This window comes from Nonomuraea jabiensis (assembly GCF_014204795.1).
GTDB lineage: Bacteria > Actinomycetota > Actinomycetes > Streptosporangiales > Streptosporangiaceae > Nonomuraea > Nonomuraea jabiensis.
In genome coordinates, this window is record NZ_JACHMB010000001.1 from 12319710 (window position 1) to 12335383 (window position 15674).

15 protein-coding genes are annotated in these 15674 nt (G+C 72.8%); 4 read left to right on the plus strand and 11 right to left on the minus strand.

Going from position 1 to position 15674, the window contains the following annotated elements; all coding sequences use genetic code 11:
• Positions 1-3 precede the first annotated feature (3 nt).
• Both HD596_RS56180 and HD596_RS65410 read left to right on the plus strand, forming a co-directional pair.
• Positions 4-1038 (plus strand): LacI family DNA-binding transcriptional regulator, encoded by a 1035-nt coding sequence (locus HD596_RS56180; protein WP_185077551.1) that lies wholly within the window; start codon positions 4-6, stop codon positions 1036-1038.
• A 41-nt stretch (positions 1039-1079) separates the two neighbouring features.
• The gene (locus HD596_RS65410) at positions 1080-3218 is read left to right on the plus strand and encodes a helicase-associated domain-containing protein (RefSeq protein WP_185077552.1); all 2139 of its coding nucleotides are present in this window, start codon (positions 1080-1082) and stop codon (positions 3216-3218) included.
• Between the two features lie 12 nt (positions 3219-3230).
• Here the strand turns inward: HD596_RS65410 and HD596_RS56190 are convergent, their stop codons facing one another.
• From HD596_RS56190 to HD596_RS56235, 10 genes are all read right to left on the minus strand, one after another.
• Positions 3231-4718: a sodium/solute symporter gene (locus HD596_RS56190; RefSeq protein ID WP_185077553.1), complete on the minus strand. Its 1488-nt coding sequence runs from the start codon at positions 4716-4718 to the stop codon at positions 3231-3233.
• Positions 4719-4785: 67 nt separating this feature from the next.
• Positions 4786-5166 (minus strand): hypothetical protein, encoded by a 381-nt coding sequence (locus tag HD596_RS56195; protein WP_185077554.1) that lies wholly within the window; start codon positions 5164-5166, stop codon positions 4786-4788.
• Between the two features lie 43 nt (positions 5167-5209).
• Entirely contained in the window at positions 5210-5956 is a 747-nt protein-coding gene (locus HD596_RS56200; RefSeq protein ID WP_185077555.1) for a LytR/AlgR family response regulator transcription factor, read from the minus strand.
• Positions 5957-5989: 33 nt separating this feature from the next.
• Entirely contained in the window at positions 5990-7168 is a 1179-nt protein-coding gene (locus tag HD596_RS56205) for a histidine kinase (RefSeq protein WP_185077556.1), read from the minus strand.
• 9 nt (positions 7169-7177) lie between these two features.
• On the minus strand, positions 7178-7585 hold the full coding sequence (locus HD596_RS56210; protein ID WP_185077557.1) for an HIT family protein: 408 nt from the start codon (positions 7583-7585) through the stop codon (positions 7178-7180).
• Between the two features lie 34 nt (positions 7586-7619).
• Complete coding sequence (locus tag HD596_RS56215) at positions 7620-8336, minus strand: DUF1838 family protein (RefSeq protein WP_185077558.1); 717 nt, start codon at positions 8334-8336, stop codon at positions 7620-7622.
• A gap of 20 nt (positions 8337-8356) precedes the next feature.
• On the minus strand, positions 8357-8779 hold the full coding sequence (locus HD596_RS56220) for a protease inhibitor I42 family protein (RefSeq protein WP_185079365.1): 423 nt from the start codon (positions 8777-8779) through the stop codon (positions 8357-8359).
• Positions 8780-8830: 51 nt separating this feature from the next.
• Entirely contained in the window at positions 8831-9469 is a 639-nt protein-coding gene (locus tag HD596_RS56225) for a DUF3618 domain-containing protein (protein WP_185077559.1), read from the minus strand.
• Complete coding sequence (locus tag HD596_RS56230; protein ID WP_185077560.1) at positions 9466-9846, minus strand: phage holin family protein; 381 nt, start codon at positions 9844-9846, stop codon at positions 9466-9468. Before HD596_RS56230 ends, HD596_RS56225 begins: the two co-directional genes overlap by 4 nt.
• A 256-nt stretch (positions 9847-10102) precedes the next feature.
• Positions 10103-10864 carry a methyltransferase domain-containing protein gene (locus HD596_RS56235; RefSeq protein ID WP_185077561.1) on the minus strand — a complete coding sequence of 254 codons (762 nt, stop codon included), beginning with the start codon at positions 10862-10864 and terminating at the stop codon, positions 10103-10105.
• 91 nt (positions 10865-10955) lie between these two features.
• Here HD596_RS56235 and HD596_RS56240 point away from each other — a divergent pair, with 91 nt between their 5' ends.
• Entirely contained in the window at positions 10956-13919 is a 2964-nt protein-coding gene (locus HD596_RS56240; protein WP_185077562.1) for a DEAD/DEAH box helicase, read from the plus strand.
• Positions 13919-14683 (plus strand): SWIM zinc finger family protein, encoded by a 765-nt coding sequence (locus HD596_RS56245; protein ID WP_185077563.1) that lies wholly within the window; start codon positions 13919-13921, stop codon positions 14681-14683. Before HD596_RS56240 ends, HD596_RS56245 begins: the two co-directional genes overlap by 1 nt.
• Positions 14684-14695: 12 nt before the next feature.
• Here the strand turns inward: HD596_RS56245 and HD596_RS56250 are convergent, their stop codons facing one another.
• A complete protein-coding gene (locus tag HD596_RS56250) occupies positions 14696-15634 on the minus strand; it encodes a diacylglycerol/lipid kinase family protein (RefSeq protein WP_185077564.1) in 939 nt (312 codons plus the stop codon).
• Positions 15635-15674: the final 40 nt, after the last annotated feature.

Sequence of the window (15674 nt, forward strand, 5' to 3'; positions counted from 1 at the left end):
ACTATGACAGCCAGGGATCTGGGTGACCGGGCGGCCTCGCGCGGTGCGACCGCTCGCAAGCCGACCATGGCCGACGTGGCCCGCCACGCGGGCGTGAGCCTCAAGACCGTCTCCCGCGTGGTCAACCAGGAGCCGCACGTCCGGGCCTCGCTGCAGGAGCGCGTGCAGGCGGCCATCAGCGCGCTCGGCTACCGCCGCAACGAGGCCGCCGCCCGCCTGGCCAGGGGCGCGACCATGCTGACGCTCGGGCTGGTGATGGAGAACATCTCCAACGAGTTCTACTCCCGCCTGGCCGCCGCCGTGGAGTCCGCCGCGGCCCGGTACGAGGCGCTGGTGGTGTTCGGCTCGTACGAGGAGAGCGCCGACAAGGAGCGCATGCTCGTCGAGTCCATGTACGCGCGCGGCGTCGACTCCCTCATCGTCGTCCCCTCGGCGGCCGATCACTCGTGGCTGGCCGAGCACGCCTCGCTCACCACGGTGTTCGTGGACCGCGTCCCCCCGGGCCTGGAGTCGGCGGACGTGGTGCTGCTGGACGACGTGCGGGGCGGCCGGGCCGCGACCGAGCACCTGCTGGCCCGCGGCCACCGCCGGATCGCGCTGGTCTCCGACGACGAGGGCATCAGCTCGGTGCACGACCGCGCGACCGGCTACCGCGCGGCCCTGCGCGCGGCCGGGCTGGCGGCCGACGACGCGCTGACGGTCCGCGGCCTCTTCGACCCGTGGCGGGTCTCCCACGAGGTGAGCCGCCTCCTGGACCTGCCCGACCCGCCGACGGCCTTCTTCGCCACCAACAACCGCGCCGCGATCGGCATCCTGCAGGCGCTGCGGGAACGTCCGGAGCGGCCCGCGTACGTGAGCTTCGACGACTTCGCCCTGGCCGACGTGTTCAACCCGGGGGTGACGGTGGTCCGCTACGACACGGCTCGCCTGGCCCGCAGCGCGGTGGACCTGCTGCTGAACCCGTCGCCGTCGCCCCGCCGCGTCAAGGTCCCGGTCGAGCTGGTGGCCAGAGGCTCGGGAGAGCTGCCGCCCTCCTGAACACCGTGCGTGAGCGGCGCTCATCTCGCTAGGGTCGAGGTGTGCCTCTTCCCGCCGCCGACCTCGCCCGGCTTCTCCGCAACCGGCCGGAGCTGGCCGCCGTCCCGTCCGCCGAGGCGCTCGAACGCCTGCTCGCGGCGCCGGAGCTGGCCGTTCCCGCCCTGCTCGCGCTCGACGCCGACTGCCACCTCGTCAGCCAGGCGCTGCAGCTCCTGGGCGGTGCGGCGAGCCGCGCTGAGCTGGCCGACCTGCTCCACGACCCCGGCGACCGGCTCGGCGAGACGGTCGAGACCCTGGCCGCGTGGGGGCTCGTGACGCTCGACGGGAACACCGTGAAATCCCCTCACCCGCAGGGGCTGTGGGCGAACCCGTTCGGGCTGGGCCGGCCGCTGCGCGAGCTGGCCGCCGAGGATCTGAAGTCCCTGGTCAAGGGGCTGGGCGGCAGGCCCAAGGGCCGCAAGGCGGAGGTGCTCGCCCAGGCGGCGGACCTCCTGCGCGACGGCCGGGCCGTGCGGGCGCGCGCCGCCGCGCTGCCGCGCGAGGCGGCGGCGCTGCTGGAGTCGATGGCGGACGGCCAGCCCGTCTTCCGGCACGCCGTCTGGTACGGCTCCGCCGATGCGGACCATCCGGTCACGTGCCTGGCCGAGGCCGGGTTCGTGGTGCGGGACGGCTGGGAGTACGAGATGCCCATGGAGGTCGCGCTCGCGCTGCGCGGCGACGGCTGGAAGCCGGAGCTCACGGGCCAGCCGGACGTGCCGTCCGTGGAGCTCGCCGGGCACTTCGACGGGCTCGCCTCCGCCCTGGCCGCCGTGGACCGGGTGGAGGCGCTGATCGAGCTGGTGGGGACGCAGCCCGTCGCCGAGCTGAAGGCGGGCGGGGTGGGCGCGCGGGAGCTGAAGCGGCTGGCCAAGGCGCTCGACGTGGCCGAGCAGGCGGTCGTGCTCTGGCTCGACGTCGCCTTCGGCACCGACCTGATCGCCTCCGAGGCCGGCGAGAGGCTGGCCGGCACCACGCTGGCCGACGAGTGGCTGGGCCTGGATCCGGCCTCGCGCTGGCAGGCCCTGGTGGAGTCCTGGCTGGCGATGCCGCAGGCGGCCACGTTCAGGGTGACGGGCTGCTGCCCCGAGCACATGACGCCGCAGGCTCCGCCGTACCAGTTCGAGTGCGGGGCCGGCGAGATCCGGCGGGCCGTCCTGCGCGTGCTCCAGACGCTGCCTCCGGGGCGGGGGGCGAGCCCCGAGGGGTTACTCCCGGCCGTGGGCTGGCGGACGCGGGCGGTCAAGGAGTTCGCGCCGGCGGCCAGCGAGTTCGTGGCCGCCGCCCTGCGCGAGGGCGAGCTGCTCGGGATGGTCCAGGAGGGCGCGCTGACCGAGCTCGGCCGCGCCCACCTCGACGGCGCCGGCGTGGCCGATCGCTTCCCCGCGCCGACCCACACCGTGACCCTGCAGAACGACCTGACCGCGATCGTGTCAGGGATGCCCGCGCCGCAGCTGACCGCGTTCCTGAACGGCTGCGCCGACCTGGAGTCACGCGACCGGGCCAGCGTGTGGCGCTTCTCGCACCAGAGCGTGCGCCGGGCGCTGGACGCGGGGACGACGGCCGACGGCCTGCTGGAGGAGCTGGCCCGCGTCGCCGCCAAGGCCGTCCCCCAGCCGCTGCGTTACCTCGTCACCGACGTCGCCCGCAGGCACGGCGCCGTCCGCGTCACCACCGCCGCCTCCGTGGTGACCGCGGAGGACCCGGCGCTCATCACCGAGCTGTGCGGGACCAGGGCCCTGCGCAAGCTGGCGCTGCGCGCCATCGCCCCCACCGTCGCCCTCAGCGCCCTGCCTCCCGACGAGACCCTCCAGCTGCTGCGCCAGGGCGGCCACGCCCCGGTCGCGGTGGCCCCCGACGGCACCATCAAGGCCGAGCCGCCCCGGCGCCACCGCCTGCCCGTGGAGCCCGACCCGGCCTGGGACGCCACCGCGATCTTCCAGGGCGGCGAGCCCGGCACGCCCGCCGAGGCCCTGTCCGTGGCCTCCGTCACCGGCGAGCCGATCGTCATCGTCTGGCAGCGGCGCGAGCATTACATGGAGGACATCGAGCTCACCCGCGGCACAGTGTCCGGCTACTGCCACGACTGCGGCACCGAACACACCTTCCAGCGGGGCCGGATCAAAGAGGCGCACCTGCCCTGATCACCGGCGGGATCACGACGAGCGGGGGCTCCAGTCGCCGCGGTCGAGGTCGAGGTCCTCCGGGGTGTGCAGCCTGACCATGGTCCTGGCGACCCCGGGCGGCACGCGGTGCGGGGTCAGGAAGGACACCGACACCATCACCGCGAACGCGATCGGCACCGTCCACGCCGCCGGCTGGCCCAGCAAGGCGCCGGCGGGCCCGTCGTACGGACCGGCGACGATCGTGACAAGCACGGCCGCGCACGCGAGCCCACCGCCCACGAACAGCCCCGCCAGCGCCCCCGTGGTCGACAGGCGGCGCCACCAGATGCCCAGCACGAGCAGCGGGCAGAACGACGAGGCCGCCACCGCGAACGCCAGCCCCACCACGTCCGCCACCGGCAGCGCCCGCGCCCACAGCGCCAGGGCCAGCGGCACCACGACCGCCATCAGCGTGGCGATCCTGAACGAGCGCACGCCGCCCTTGAGCAGGTCCTGCGCGATCACCCCCGCGACCGACACGGTCAGCCCCGACGAGGTGGACAGGAACGCGGCGAACGCCCCGGCCGTCACCAGCGCCGTCAGCAGGTCGCCCAGCGTGCCGCCGACCATCCGTTCGGGCAGCGTCAGCACGACCGTGTCCGTGCGGACCAGGTCGGGAGCGTAGAGGCGGCCGAGCCAGCCGTACACGGCGGGCATCAGGTAGAAGGCCCCGAGCAGCGACAGCACCACCAGCGTCGTGCGGCGCGCGGCCCGGCCGTCCGGGTTGGTGTAGAAGCGCACCAGCACGTGCGGCAGCCCCATGGTGCCCAGGAACGTGGCCAGGATCAGCGAGTACGTCGAGTACAGCCCGTACTCCTTGCCCCCGGCCAGCGGCACCTGCCAGGTGGCCGCGTCCTGCGGGCTGACCGAGGGCGCGCCGTCGGCCTTCCACGCCATCAGCAGGATCACCAGCGGCAGGGCCAGCGCCGTCAGCTTGAGCCAGTACTGGAACGCCTGCACGAACGTGATCGAGCGCATGCCGCCGGACAGCACGTTCACCGCCACGACGACGGCGACCAGCAGGCCGCCCACCCACACGGGCGCGCCGGTGATCTCCCGCAGCACCAGGCCCGCGCTCTGGAACTGCGGCATCAGGTAGAACCAGCCGATCAGCACGACGAGCACGCTCGCGGTGCGGCGCACGGCCATCGACTCCAGCCTGGCCTCGGCGAAGTCCGGCAGCGTGTACGCCCCCGAGCGCCGCAGCGGCGCCGACACCAGCACGAGCAGCACCAGGTAGCCGCCGGTCCAGCCGACGGGCAGCCAGAGCATGTCCACGCCGAACGACAGGATGAGCCCGGCGATGCCCAGGAACGAGGCCGCCGACAGGTACTCGCCGCCGATGGCCGAGGCGTTCCAGAGCGGGCTGACGGTGCGGGAGGCGACGTAGAAGTCGGAGGTGGTGCGGGAGACCCTGATCCCGAACGCCCCGATCAGCACGGCCGCCACCACCACGATCAGCACCGCGGTCAGGCTCATGCGACCGGCTCCGCCGCTCGCATGAGCCTGAAAGAGCTGCGTCTGATGATTCGCTCGCTACGCTCGCTCATCGCCGCTCGACCAGTTCGGCGAAGTGGCGCTCGTTGCGTTCGGCCTGGCGCACGTACAGCCAGGCGCCGATGACGAAGGCGGGGTAGATGAGCCCGGCGAGGACCGCCCACGGGAGCGGGACGCCGAGCAGGTGGACCGAGCGCAGCTCGGGGATGAGCAGGAACAGCAGCGGCAGCCCGCCGACCACGCACGCCAGCACCGTGCAGACGAACAGCGCCAGCCGGACCTGGGTGCGCAGGAACGAGCGCATGTAGACCTCGCCGAGCCGGGTCTGCTCGTCGATCTCCCGGGTGGCCGGGTAGCGGGGGCGGCGCGCGGCGGCCGTACGCGGGCTCATCACGGCCACCCGGCGCCCGGGACGCGGTTCGGGGCTCATCACGGCGTTCCCTTCCCGGCCGGGACTTCCCGGATCGCGCTCATCACGACCTCGCCTTCCTGGCTCTGCGTACCAGCAGGTCGCGCAGCTCGCGCGTGTGGCGGCGGCTGACCGGCAGCTCGGTGTCCCCGACCCGCACCGTGCACTTGCCCGAGTCGATGTGCAGCTCCTCGATGTGCTTGACCGCCACCAGATGGCTCCGGTGCACGCGGACGAACCCGGCCGAGGCCCACCGTTCCTCCAGGGTGGCCAGCGGGATGCGCACCAGATGGCTGCCCGTCGCGGTGTGCAGCCGCGCGTAGTCCCCGTGCGCCTCGACGTAGATCACGTCGGCGCTGGACACGAACCGCGTCACCCCGCCCAGCTCGACCGGGATCGTGTCGGTCTCCCCCGCCTCCACGGGCACGTCGGCCGAGACCGCCACCCGCCGGATCGCCTCCGCCAGCCGCTCCGGGCGCACCGGCTTGAGCAGGTAGTCCTCGGCCTTGATCTCGAACGCGTCCACGGCGTGCTCCTCGTACGCCGTCACGAACACCACCCGGGGCGGGTTCGCGAACTGCGACAGCAGCCGCCCGAGCACCACCCCGTCGAGCCCGCGCATCCGGATGTCGAGGAACACCGCGTCGATCGGCCGGCCGTCGGCGATGGCGCGGTCGAGCAACCGCAGCGCCGCCGCGCCGTCCCTGGCGGTGGCCACCTCGCCGATGCGGGGGTCGGCACGCAGCAGGTACGACAGGTCTTCGAGGGCGGGCAGCTCGTCATCGACCGCGAGGACCCGTAGTTGCGCCATAGACAGTGATAAAACCGACAAGAAAGATCGAGGTCAACGGGCAGAGACGCCTGGGTGATATTTCGGCAACCTGATGTTGACCTTGGTGCCCGCTCCCTGGGCGGTCTCGACCACGAGGCCGTACTCGTCGCCGTAGACCTGGCGCAGCCGCTCGTCCACGTTCGCCAGCCCGACGCCGCCCGAGGGGGCGATGTCACCTGCGAGGATGCGGCGCAGCCGGTCGGGGTCCATGCCGAGCCCGTCGTCCTCGACGCTGATGCGGCACTCCGCGCCGGCGTCCTCGGCGACGATCGTGATGCGGCCGACGCCGTTGCGGCTCTCCAGGCCGTGCCGGACGGCGTTCTCGACGAGCGGCTGCAGGCACAGGAACGGCACCGCGACCGGCAGCACCTCGGGGGCGATCCGGAGCGTCACCTGGAGCTGGTCGCCGAACCTGGCCCGCTCCAGGATCAGGTAGCGGTCGATCGAGCGCAGCTCCTCGGCGAGCGTGGTGAACTCGCCGTGCCGGCGGAAGGAGTAGCGGGTGAAGTCGGCGAACTCCAGCAGCAGCTCCCTGGCCCGCTCCGGGTCGGTGCGGACGAAGGAGGCGATCGTGGTGAGCGAGTTGTAGATGAAGTGCGGCGAGATCTGCGCCCGCAGCGCGCGCACCTCGGCCTCCATGAGCAGCGTGCGCGAGCGGTCCAGCTCGGCCAGCTCCAGCTGGGAGTCCACCCACCCGGCCACCTCCTGCGCGGCCCTGACCAGGCCGGCGGAGGCGTCCTGCCCGTAGGCGGCCAGGGCGCCCACGACCCGGTCGTCGGTGGTGAGCGGCACCACCACGGCCTGGCGGATCGGGCATTCGAGCAGCTCGCAGTCGATGGTCAGCACCTGGGTGCGGCCGTCCTTCAGGGTGGCCGCCGCGTGCTCGAACGCCTGGTCGGCGTGGTGCTCGCCGGCGCCGTCGTACACGAGCAGGCGCTCGCCGTCGGTGATGGCGAGCGCGGCCGAGCCGAGCAGCGCGCGCAGGTGCCGCGAGGCCCGCTCGGCGCCGTCGGCGGTCAGCCCGGCCCGCAGCGGCGGCCCGGCCAGCGAGGCGGTGTGCAGCGTCTCGAACGTGGCCCGCTCCGCCGGGCTGGTGCCCAGCTCGCGACGGCCCCGCATGACCCGCCAGAGCACGATCGCGGGCACGCTGACGAGCACCGCGACCACGGCGACGCCCACCACGTACTCCACGCCGCGAGCCTAGCTCAGGGATTTGCCGATCAGCTCGGCGTACGACTCGGCCTCCTCGGTGGAGTCGTACGTGGTGCGCGGCCAGAAGAAGCCGCGCAGCCCGTCCTTCTTGTTGCGCGGCACGATGTGCACGTGCAGGTGGGGCACGCTCTGGCTGACGCGGTTGTTCATGGCCACGAAGGTGCCGGCGACCTGCAGCCCCTCCTCCACCGCCCGGGCCATGGCCTGCACCCGCTCGAAGAAGGGCCCCACGTCGGCCAGGTCGGCGAGCGTCTCCACGTGGATCCTCGGCACCACCAGCACGTGCCCCTTGAAGACCGGCCGGACGTCCAGGAAGGAGACCGCGACCTCGTCGGAGTGGACCATGGTCGCCGGTCGCTCACCCGCGATGATCTCGCAGAACAGGTCAGTGCTCACCGCCCCGACCCTATCCGCCTCACCCGCATCCGCCTCATCCGCGCGGCCGTCCCGCCCGCTCGGCGAAGGCCGTCCAGCTCGTCACGTTGGGCGCCGACCACTCGGCGGGGGCGTGCAGGAAGTGCTCGCCCACCCGCTCGCGCAGCCGCCGCGGCACCTCGGCCACCTTGGCGCCCCGGCAGTGGTAGACCAGCCCGCCCCCGCGCTGCCCCATCGCCATCCACGGCAGCCACGGCGAGACCCGGCACCACGAGAACACGCACGGCACGTCCGGCACGCCCGAGTCCAGGTCCTTGGCCGCGACGAAGAACTGGAACAGCTCCATCGCCCGGTAGGTGTCGTTCGCCGAGTTGTCGGGGTAGTCGGCGACCTTCAGCGGCGAGGGGTAGGCCAGGCGGATGTCGATGTTGTAGACGACCTGGTCGCCCAGGCGGGTCGTCGGCACCGGGTAGGCGCCGAGCCGCTGGTTGACCGGGTCGTTGAAGACGTGCTGCACCTCGACCGTCCGCTCCGTGAGCGGGTTGTCCCAGGTGTCGAGCACCTCCCTCGTCTTCGGGTCGAGGTAGAGGGCGGCCTCCCTGGTCAGCAGCTGCCAGCCGCCGTCGGCCTCGACCGCTCTGGCCACGTTCAGCCCCTCGAACCCGAACAGGTGGTGCGGCCCGCCGTCGTCCTGCCAGCCGTACACGTCGCCGGTCCAATAGGAGATGGTCTCCGCGCCGTCGGAGGAGGCGCGCACCCGGATGAAATCCATGATCCCCACAGTAACCGCGCTCACTCGACCGTGACGGTGAAGACGGCCTCCCCCGACTGCTGCCTGCTCTGCTCGTCCGGCGGCGTCGTGGACCGGCCGCACCGCCAGCAGTCGTACAGCTTGATCTCCGTCGTGCCCGGGCGCTTGCCGTTGAACACGAAGTAGGTCGTGCCCCCGGCTCCGACCCCGTCGCCCTCGGTCCTGTGCTCCTCGCTGATGAACGAGGCGACCTTCGGGTCCGGCACGGCGACCAGTCTCCACTCGTCGCCCACCGACGGGTTGTCGGCCACGGCCAGCGAGAAACGCTGGCCGGAGCGCAGCTCGACGGGCACGGTCGTGCCCTTGGCGCCCTTGATCACCGTGCCGAAGTCGCTCACCGCTGAGCCCCCGCCGCACCCGGCCGCCAGCAGGGCGAGCATGGCGGCGGCGATCGTTCGACGCATCACCACGGCAGGGTATCGGCCCGTGCGGGCGCCGGCCGTACCCGTCCCCTCCTACTTGTGCGGGCGGCGGTGGCGCCGCTGCATCATGCGGCGGACGACGAAGGCGGTCACGGCGCCGGCCGCGGCGACGAGCAGCATGGGCCGCTTCCGCGCCTGCCCTGCGGCGTCCTTGACCTGGTGGGGCGTGCCCTCGCGGACCTTGCCCGCCATCTCCGTCGCCTTCTCCTTGACGGATCCGGCCACGTCGGCGGCCCTGTCCTTGGCGGTCTCGGCCACGTGGGCCGCCCTGGCCTTCACGTCGGCCTTCGCCGCCAGCGCACCGACGGTCTCGCCCAGTTCCCTACGGGTTTCCTGGATCTCCTTGCGCACGTTGCTCTCCTCCTGGTGACCTGTTCCGCCTGCCGTCCCGGGCGTGTGCCGTGCCCCGCTGTGATGGTGGTGGCGCGGCGACTCCGCCTCGGCCCACTCGCGTTCCAGGGCCTGGGCACGCTCATCGGGAATGATGGGTTCGGGGGCAAATGTCTCGTGTGCCGTCCGCTCCTCCTCCACCCGGCGGGCATTCTCGGCCGCGCCCGGTCTGGTCGGAGGGACGTTGATGGATTCGCGTTCGGTCGGCGTGCCCACGGTCGCCCTGCGGGCGCCGACGTTTCCGGCATATTGTTCGCTGTATCCAGGGTCGGTCTCACTCATCGCCGTGCCCTTTCCTTGACCATGTCGATGTCGGCCCTGACGCTCGCGATGGTCTCCGACGGGATCGGTGACCCGGCGCGGCGCACCTGGCCCTTACCGACCAGGCCGAGCAGCGCGGCGATGACGAAGAGCACGCCCGCCACGATGGCGGCGGCGGCCCACGCCGGCAGGACCAGCGCCAGTAGCAGGATGACGGTGGTCACGAGTGCGGCGCCGCCGAAGAACGCGGCCATTCCCGCCGCGCCGAACAGCCCCGCGCCGAAGCCCGCGCGCTTGCCTTTTTCCGCCAGCTCTATTTTCGCCAGGCGGAATTCATCCCTCACGAGCCTGGAGAACTGCTCGGAAAGGTCGTTGACCAGCTTGTGGGTGTCGTTCACAATGCTCGCCTCCTCCGCTGAGGAAGGCGACTACCCAAACAAACGGCCTTCTATCACGCGCTTTTACCGCTTGACGACCTTGAGCAGGAATCCGAGGGCCGAAAGCACCGGGTCCTTCTGCACTTCGCACCAATTGTCCGGCTGCTTGGGCTTGCTCCACGGAGACGGGAGCTCACACGAGGGAGCCTGCGGCTTGGGCCGCTCACACCACGATCCGGGAGGGTTCATACCAACATGCTACAACTTCAGGTGTGGCTTATATAAGCCTTTCCTCACCTCTTGCGCAGATGAGGTGGACCAGCGCGGCCACTCTCCGGTAGGGGTCGGTCCGGCCGGCGCGCTCCTCCGCCGCCAGGAGGTCGTCGATGTCCTCGGGAACCGGCGCGCCGTCGGGCGCGGCGTCGCAGAACACCCGCACGCCGTACCACTGCCGCACCTGCAGCCCCTGTACGGCCAGCCGCCGGGTGAGCTCGTCGAGCCGGTCGGCCCTGGCCGGGACGCCGAGCCGGTTGACGTAGCCGGTGCCCTCGAACGCCTGCAGCGCCCCCGTCCAGTCGCCCAGGAGCCCGCTGCGCATGGCGAGGGCGTCGCCGTTGCGGACGAGCAGCGAGAGCAGGCCGCCGGGCGCGAGGAGGCGGGCCAGGTCGGCGAGCAGCGGGTCGGGGTCGTCGAAGTACATCAGCACGCCGTGGCACAGGACGATGTCGAAACTCCCCGGCTCGAACAGCTCCCGCAGCCGCTCGGCCTCGGCCTGGACCGTCCGGATGCTCATGCCCGGCTGGATCCCGGCCTCCAGGACGCGCAGGAGGTCACGGGAGGCGTCGAGGGCGGTGACGTGGTGGCCCCTGGCGGCCATCCTGAGCGCCTGCGTGCCCTGGCCGGAGCCCACGTCGAGGATGCGGCAGGGGGTCTTGGGGAGGTGCCCGGCGAGCTGGCGGGTGACGAGGTCCTGCCGGACGACGTCCCGCAGCGCCCCCAACCGGGCCGCCCACCTGCCCTCTGCCCCTGAGAACCTCATGTGCAGGATCCTAAGCGGGCCCGATCTTCCCCTCCTCGCGGACCCCGGCCGCAGGCGCGGCGGGGCGGTGGCGACGCGGTAGCCTGCCGGAGTGCTGGTACACGGGGTCTGGGCGGCCGGCGGGCTCGCCTTCTGGGCGGAGATCGCCGAGGTCTGCGACGCGTCCCCCGATGCCGCCCCGCGCCGCCGGACGGCGTCCGTCCCGCACCCGTTCGCCTCCCCCGCGGCCGAGGTCGCCGCCGCGCTCGGCCTCGACGACCCGCCGTCCCGGACCCTGGAGCTGCTCCTGCCGGGCTCGGCCGGGGAGCCGTTGCCCTCGCCGGAGACCGGCCGGCTCGCCGGGACGGCCCGGCCGCGGCTGCGCCTGTGGCAGGTCCCCGTCGTGGTGCCGCCCGCCTCGGAGGCCCTGCACGTGCTGGACGGGCACGCCGGCACCGCGACCATGCGCCACTGGGCCGCCGTGGCGGCCTTCGCCCGCGACCTCGTACGCCGGGGCCGCGTCATCCCGCAACTCGTCCACTCGCCCACGGACAGCCACGAGCCCGAGGACTCCGCGGTCAGGTGGGCCGTGCCGGAGGCCGACGCGCGGGCCGTGTGGCGGCCGGTGGTGACCGGGGCCGACGCCGCGTACTTCCGGGAGCTGGCGCTGGCCATGCCGCCCGCGTGCCGTACCTCCCGTGTCGAGCGGCCCTCCGCCGGCGTCCTGCTCGACGCCCTTGAGACCTTCGCCGACGCCCTCGTCCGCCAGGCACTCACCGAACCCCTGGTCGTCCGCCCCAGGACGCTCCACGAGCGCTGGCTGGCCGCCCTGACCGGCGCCGCGCCGCAGTGCCCCGACGTGCCCGGGCTGCGCCAGGAGCTGGAGCGGTGGCACGAGAGCGTCGCCTCGGCCGAGAGCGCGACCCGGGTCTGCTTCCGGCTGCTGGAGCCCGCCGACACCGAGGACTGGCGGGTCGAGCTGGCGCTGCAGGCCGCCGACGACCCCAGCCTGTACGTCCCCGCGGCCCACGTCTGGAGCGGCGAGGGCGTGACGGGGCTGCCCGGCAGGCCCGAACGCGACCTGCTGGCCGGGCTGGGCCGGGCCGTCCGGCTCTATCCCGAGCTCGACCGCGCCCTGCGCGGGCCCACGCCGAGCGAGCTGGCGCTGGACACGGCCGGCGCGTTCGGGTTCCTGCGGCAGGCCGCGCCCCTGCTGCAGGCGGCCGGGTTCGGGGTGCAGCTGCCCCGCTGGGCCGGGCGTACGAGGCTGGGGCTGAAGCTGACCACCAGGGCCAAGGCGCAGACGGCGGCCACTGGGCAGGGGTTCGGCCTGCGGGAGCTGGTCGACTTCCGCATCGACCTGGCGGTGGGCGAGGAGACGATCAGCGAGGCGGAGCTGGCCGAGCTGGCCCGGCTGAAGGTGCCGCTGGTCCGGGTGCGCGGCCAGTGGGTGGAGCTGGACGACCGGCAGCTCAAGGCCGCGCTCAGGGCCGTGGAGGGCGCCCGTACGGGGGAGGCGAGCGCCGCCGACCTCCTGCGCCACGTGGTGCAGGAGGATGACGCCGAGCTGCCGCTGCTGGAGATCGACGCCGACGGCGTGCTCGGCGACCTGCTGTCCGGCCAGGCCGAGCGGCGGCTGACGCCCATCGCGACCCCCGCGGGCCTGGACGCCACGCTCAGGCCCTACCAGGAGCGCGGCCTGGCGTGGCTCAGCTTCCTGTCGGAGCTGGGCCTGGGCGGCGTCCTGGCCGACGACATGGGGCTGGGCAAGACGGTCACCACGCTGGCCCTGCTCGTCCACGAGCGGGCCGGCACGCCCACGCTGCTCGTCTGCCCGATGTCCCTGGTCGGCAACTGGCAGCGGGAGGCCGCCAGGTTCGCGCCCGGCCTGCGCGTCTACGTGCACCACGGCAGCGGGCGCGACGCGGCGCTGATCCCCGGCGCCGATCTGGTGATCACCACGTACGGCACCGCCCATCGCGACCTCGAGACGCTCAAGCGGCACGAGTGGCGCAGGGTCGTGTGCGACGAGGCCCAGGCGATCAAGAACAGCGGCACGCTCCAGGCCCAGGCCGTGCGCTCGATCCCCGCGGGCGGCCGGCTCGCCCTCACGGGCACCCCGGTCGAGAACCACCTGGCCGAGCTCTGGTCGATCATGGAGTTCGCCAACCCGGGGCTGCTGGGGCCGCGCTCGCGGTTCAGGACGCGCTTCCAGGAGCCCATCGAGGCCCGCCAGGACGAGCAGGCCGCGCGGGCGCTGAAGCGGGCGACGGGCCCGTTCATCCTGCGCCGCGTCAAGACCGACAAGTCGATCATCTCGGACCTGCCGGAGAAGCTGGAGGTCAAGGAGTGGTGCCCGCTCACCACGGAGCAGGCCACGCTCTACCAGGCGGTCGTGGACGACATGCTGGCCAGGATCGACGACAGCGAGGGCATCGAGCGGCGCGGCCTGGTGCTGGCGGCCATGGCCAAGCTCAAGCAGGTCTGCAACCACCCGGCCCACCTGCTCAAGGACGGCTCCCGGCTGGCGGGCCGGTCCGGCAAGCTCACCCGGCTGGAGCAGCTGTCCGAAGAGATCCTGGCCGAAGGCGAGAAGGCCCTGCTTTTCACGCAATATGCCGAGTTCGGCACGATGCTGCAGCCGTACCTCGCCCAGCGGCTCGACACCACGGTCCTGTGGCTGCACGGCGGCCTGCCGAAGAAGACCCGTGACCGCCTGGTCGACCGGTTCCAGAACGACGAGGAGCCGATGCTGTTCGTGCTGTCGCTCAAGGCGGCCGGGGTCGGCCTCAACCTGACCGCCGCCAACCACGTCGTCCACGTGGACCGCTGGTGGAACCCGGCCGTCGAGGACCAGGCCACCGACCGGGCGTTCCGCATCGGGCAGCGCAAGAACGTGCAGGTGCGCAAGCTCATCTGCGCGGGCACCCTCGAGGAGCGCGTCGACCAGATGATCGAGCGCAAGAAGGCCCTGGCCGAGCGGGTGGTGGGCACCGGGGAGGACTGGCTGACGGACCTGTCGACGGAGGAGCTGCGCGAGGTGTTCAGGCTCACGACGGAGGGGGTGGGCGGCTGATGCCGGACTGGTTCCAGGCCACCGGGCCGATCAGGGTCGAGGGCGGCCTCAGGGCCCGCACCCAGCGCGGCACCATCGGCTCCACGTGGTGGTCCAGGCGGTTCATCGACATCCTGGAGCGCGTCTGCGACAAGGGCCGGCTCTCGCGGGGCCGCGCCTACGCGCGCCAGGGCCAGGTCCTGTCGATCGACCTGTCCCCCGGCGAGGTCAGGGCCGCCGTCCAGGGCTCGCGGCGGGAGCCGTACGCGGTCGTGATCAGGATCGAGGCGTACGACGAGCGGCGCCGGGCCGTCATCGAGGAGTCGATCGCCGGGCAGGCCGTCCACCGGGCCAAGCTGCTGGCGGGAGAGATGCCGCCGGAGATCGAGGAGCTGTTCGCGGCGCTCGGGATCGACCTGTTCCCCCGCGACCTCGACATGGACTGCACGTGCCCCGACTGGGGGTTCCCGTGCAAGCACCTGTCGGCGGTGCTCTACCTGCTGGCCGAGTCGTTCGACGACGACCCGTTCCTGGTGCTGGCCTGGCGCGGCCGGACCCGCGAGCAGCTGCTCGGCTCGCTGGCGGAGGACGCGCCCAGGCTGGAGGTGCGGGACGTGCCGTTCGCCGACCGGCTGGCCGACTTCTACGCGCCCGGCGCCACGGCGCACCGGCCCGAGCGCCGCCCCGTGGCCGCCGCCCCCGACCTCCTCCTGCGCGTCTTCCCGCCGCCCGCCGACCTGGCCCGCACGCTCACCCCGGCCTACCAGCGGCTGGCCGGCTCCTGAGACCCCTGGTGGTCAGCGGTCCTCGAAGGAGGAGGGCACCATCACGCGCACGCCGTTGGGGACCACGCGCAGCCGGATCGGGGTGCGCAGCCGTACCTCGCCGTCCACGTCGGCCGCCATCGGCGGGTCGGTCTCCAGCAGCATCTCCCGCCCCACCACGAACGGCCCGCCGGCCAGGCTGCGCCACCGCCCGGTGGTCGCCCTGATCAGGGTCTCGCCGAGCAGGCGCAGCTTCTTGCCCGAGCCGAGCTGGTAGGCCACCAGCATGCCGTTGTCGATGCTGATGTCCTTGGCCACCTGCCAGCCGCCGTGGAAGCGGCCGTTGGCGATGTTGAGCTGGTGGGTGAGCAGCTCGTGGCGCTGCCCCTCGACCGTGATGTACGCGCGGAACGGCGTGTGCCCCGGCAGGATCGTCAGGGCGGTCAGCGGGTAGGCCGGGCGCCCCACGATGCGCTTGAGCCACGGCTTGACCTTGCCCGCCACCTCGACGGACACGCCGAAGCTGGCCAGGTTGGCGAACGGCCGGTCGTCGGCCAGGCCCAGGTCGATGTCGGCCACCTTGCCCTCGGCGAACACCCGGATCGCCCCCGCCAGGTCGAGCGGCAGGCCGAGGCTGCGGGCGAAGTTGTTGGTGGTGCCCAGCGGGAGCACCCCGAGCGCCACGTCGCGGTGGGCCACATGGCGCACGGCCGAGGAGAGCGTGCCGTCGCCGCCGCCCACGACGAGCAGGTCGGGCTTGGTGGCCAGGGCGGAGTCGAGCAGCTCGCGCAGCCGCTTGGGGTTGTAGACCGACAGCTCCACCAGCGGCTCGAAGCCGAGGTTGTGGATCTGCTCGATCACCTCGAAGTAGTGGCGGCGGCCGCGGCGCGAGCGAGTGTTCACCACCACTGCCACCTTGCGATCTCTCCGGATCGCCTCGGTGTGCTCGTCTTTGGTGCGCAATTCGCTCATGGTCACCAATGGTAGGTGCAGACCGCGCTGCCTAGGGTCG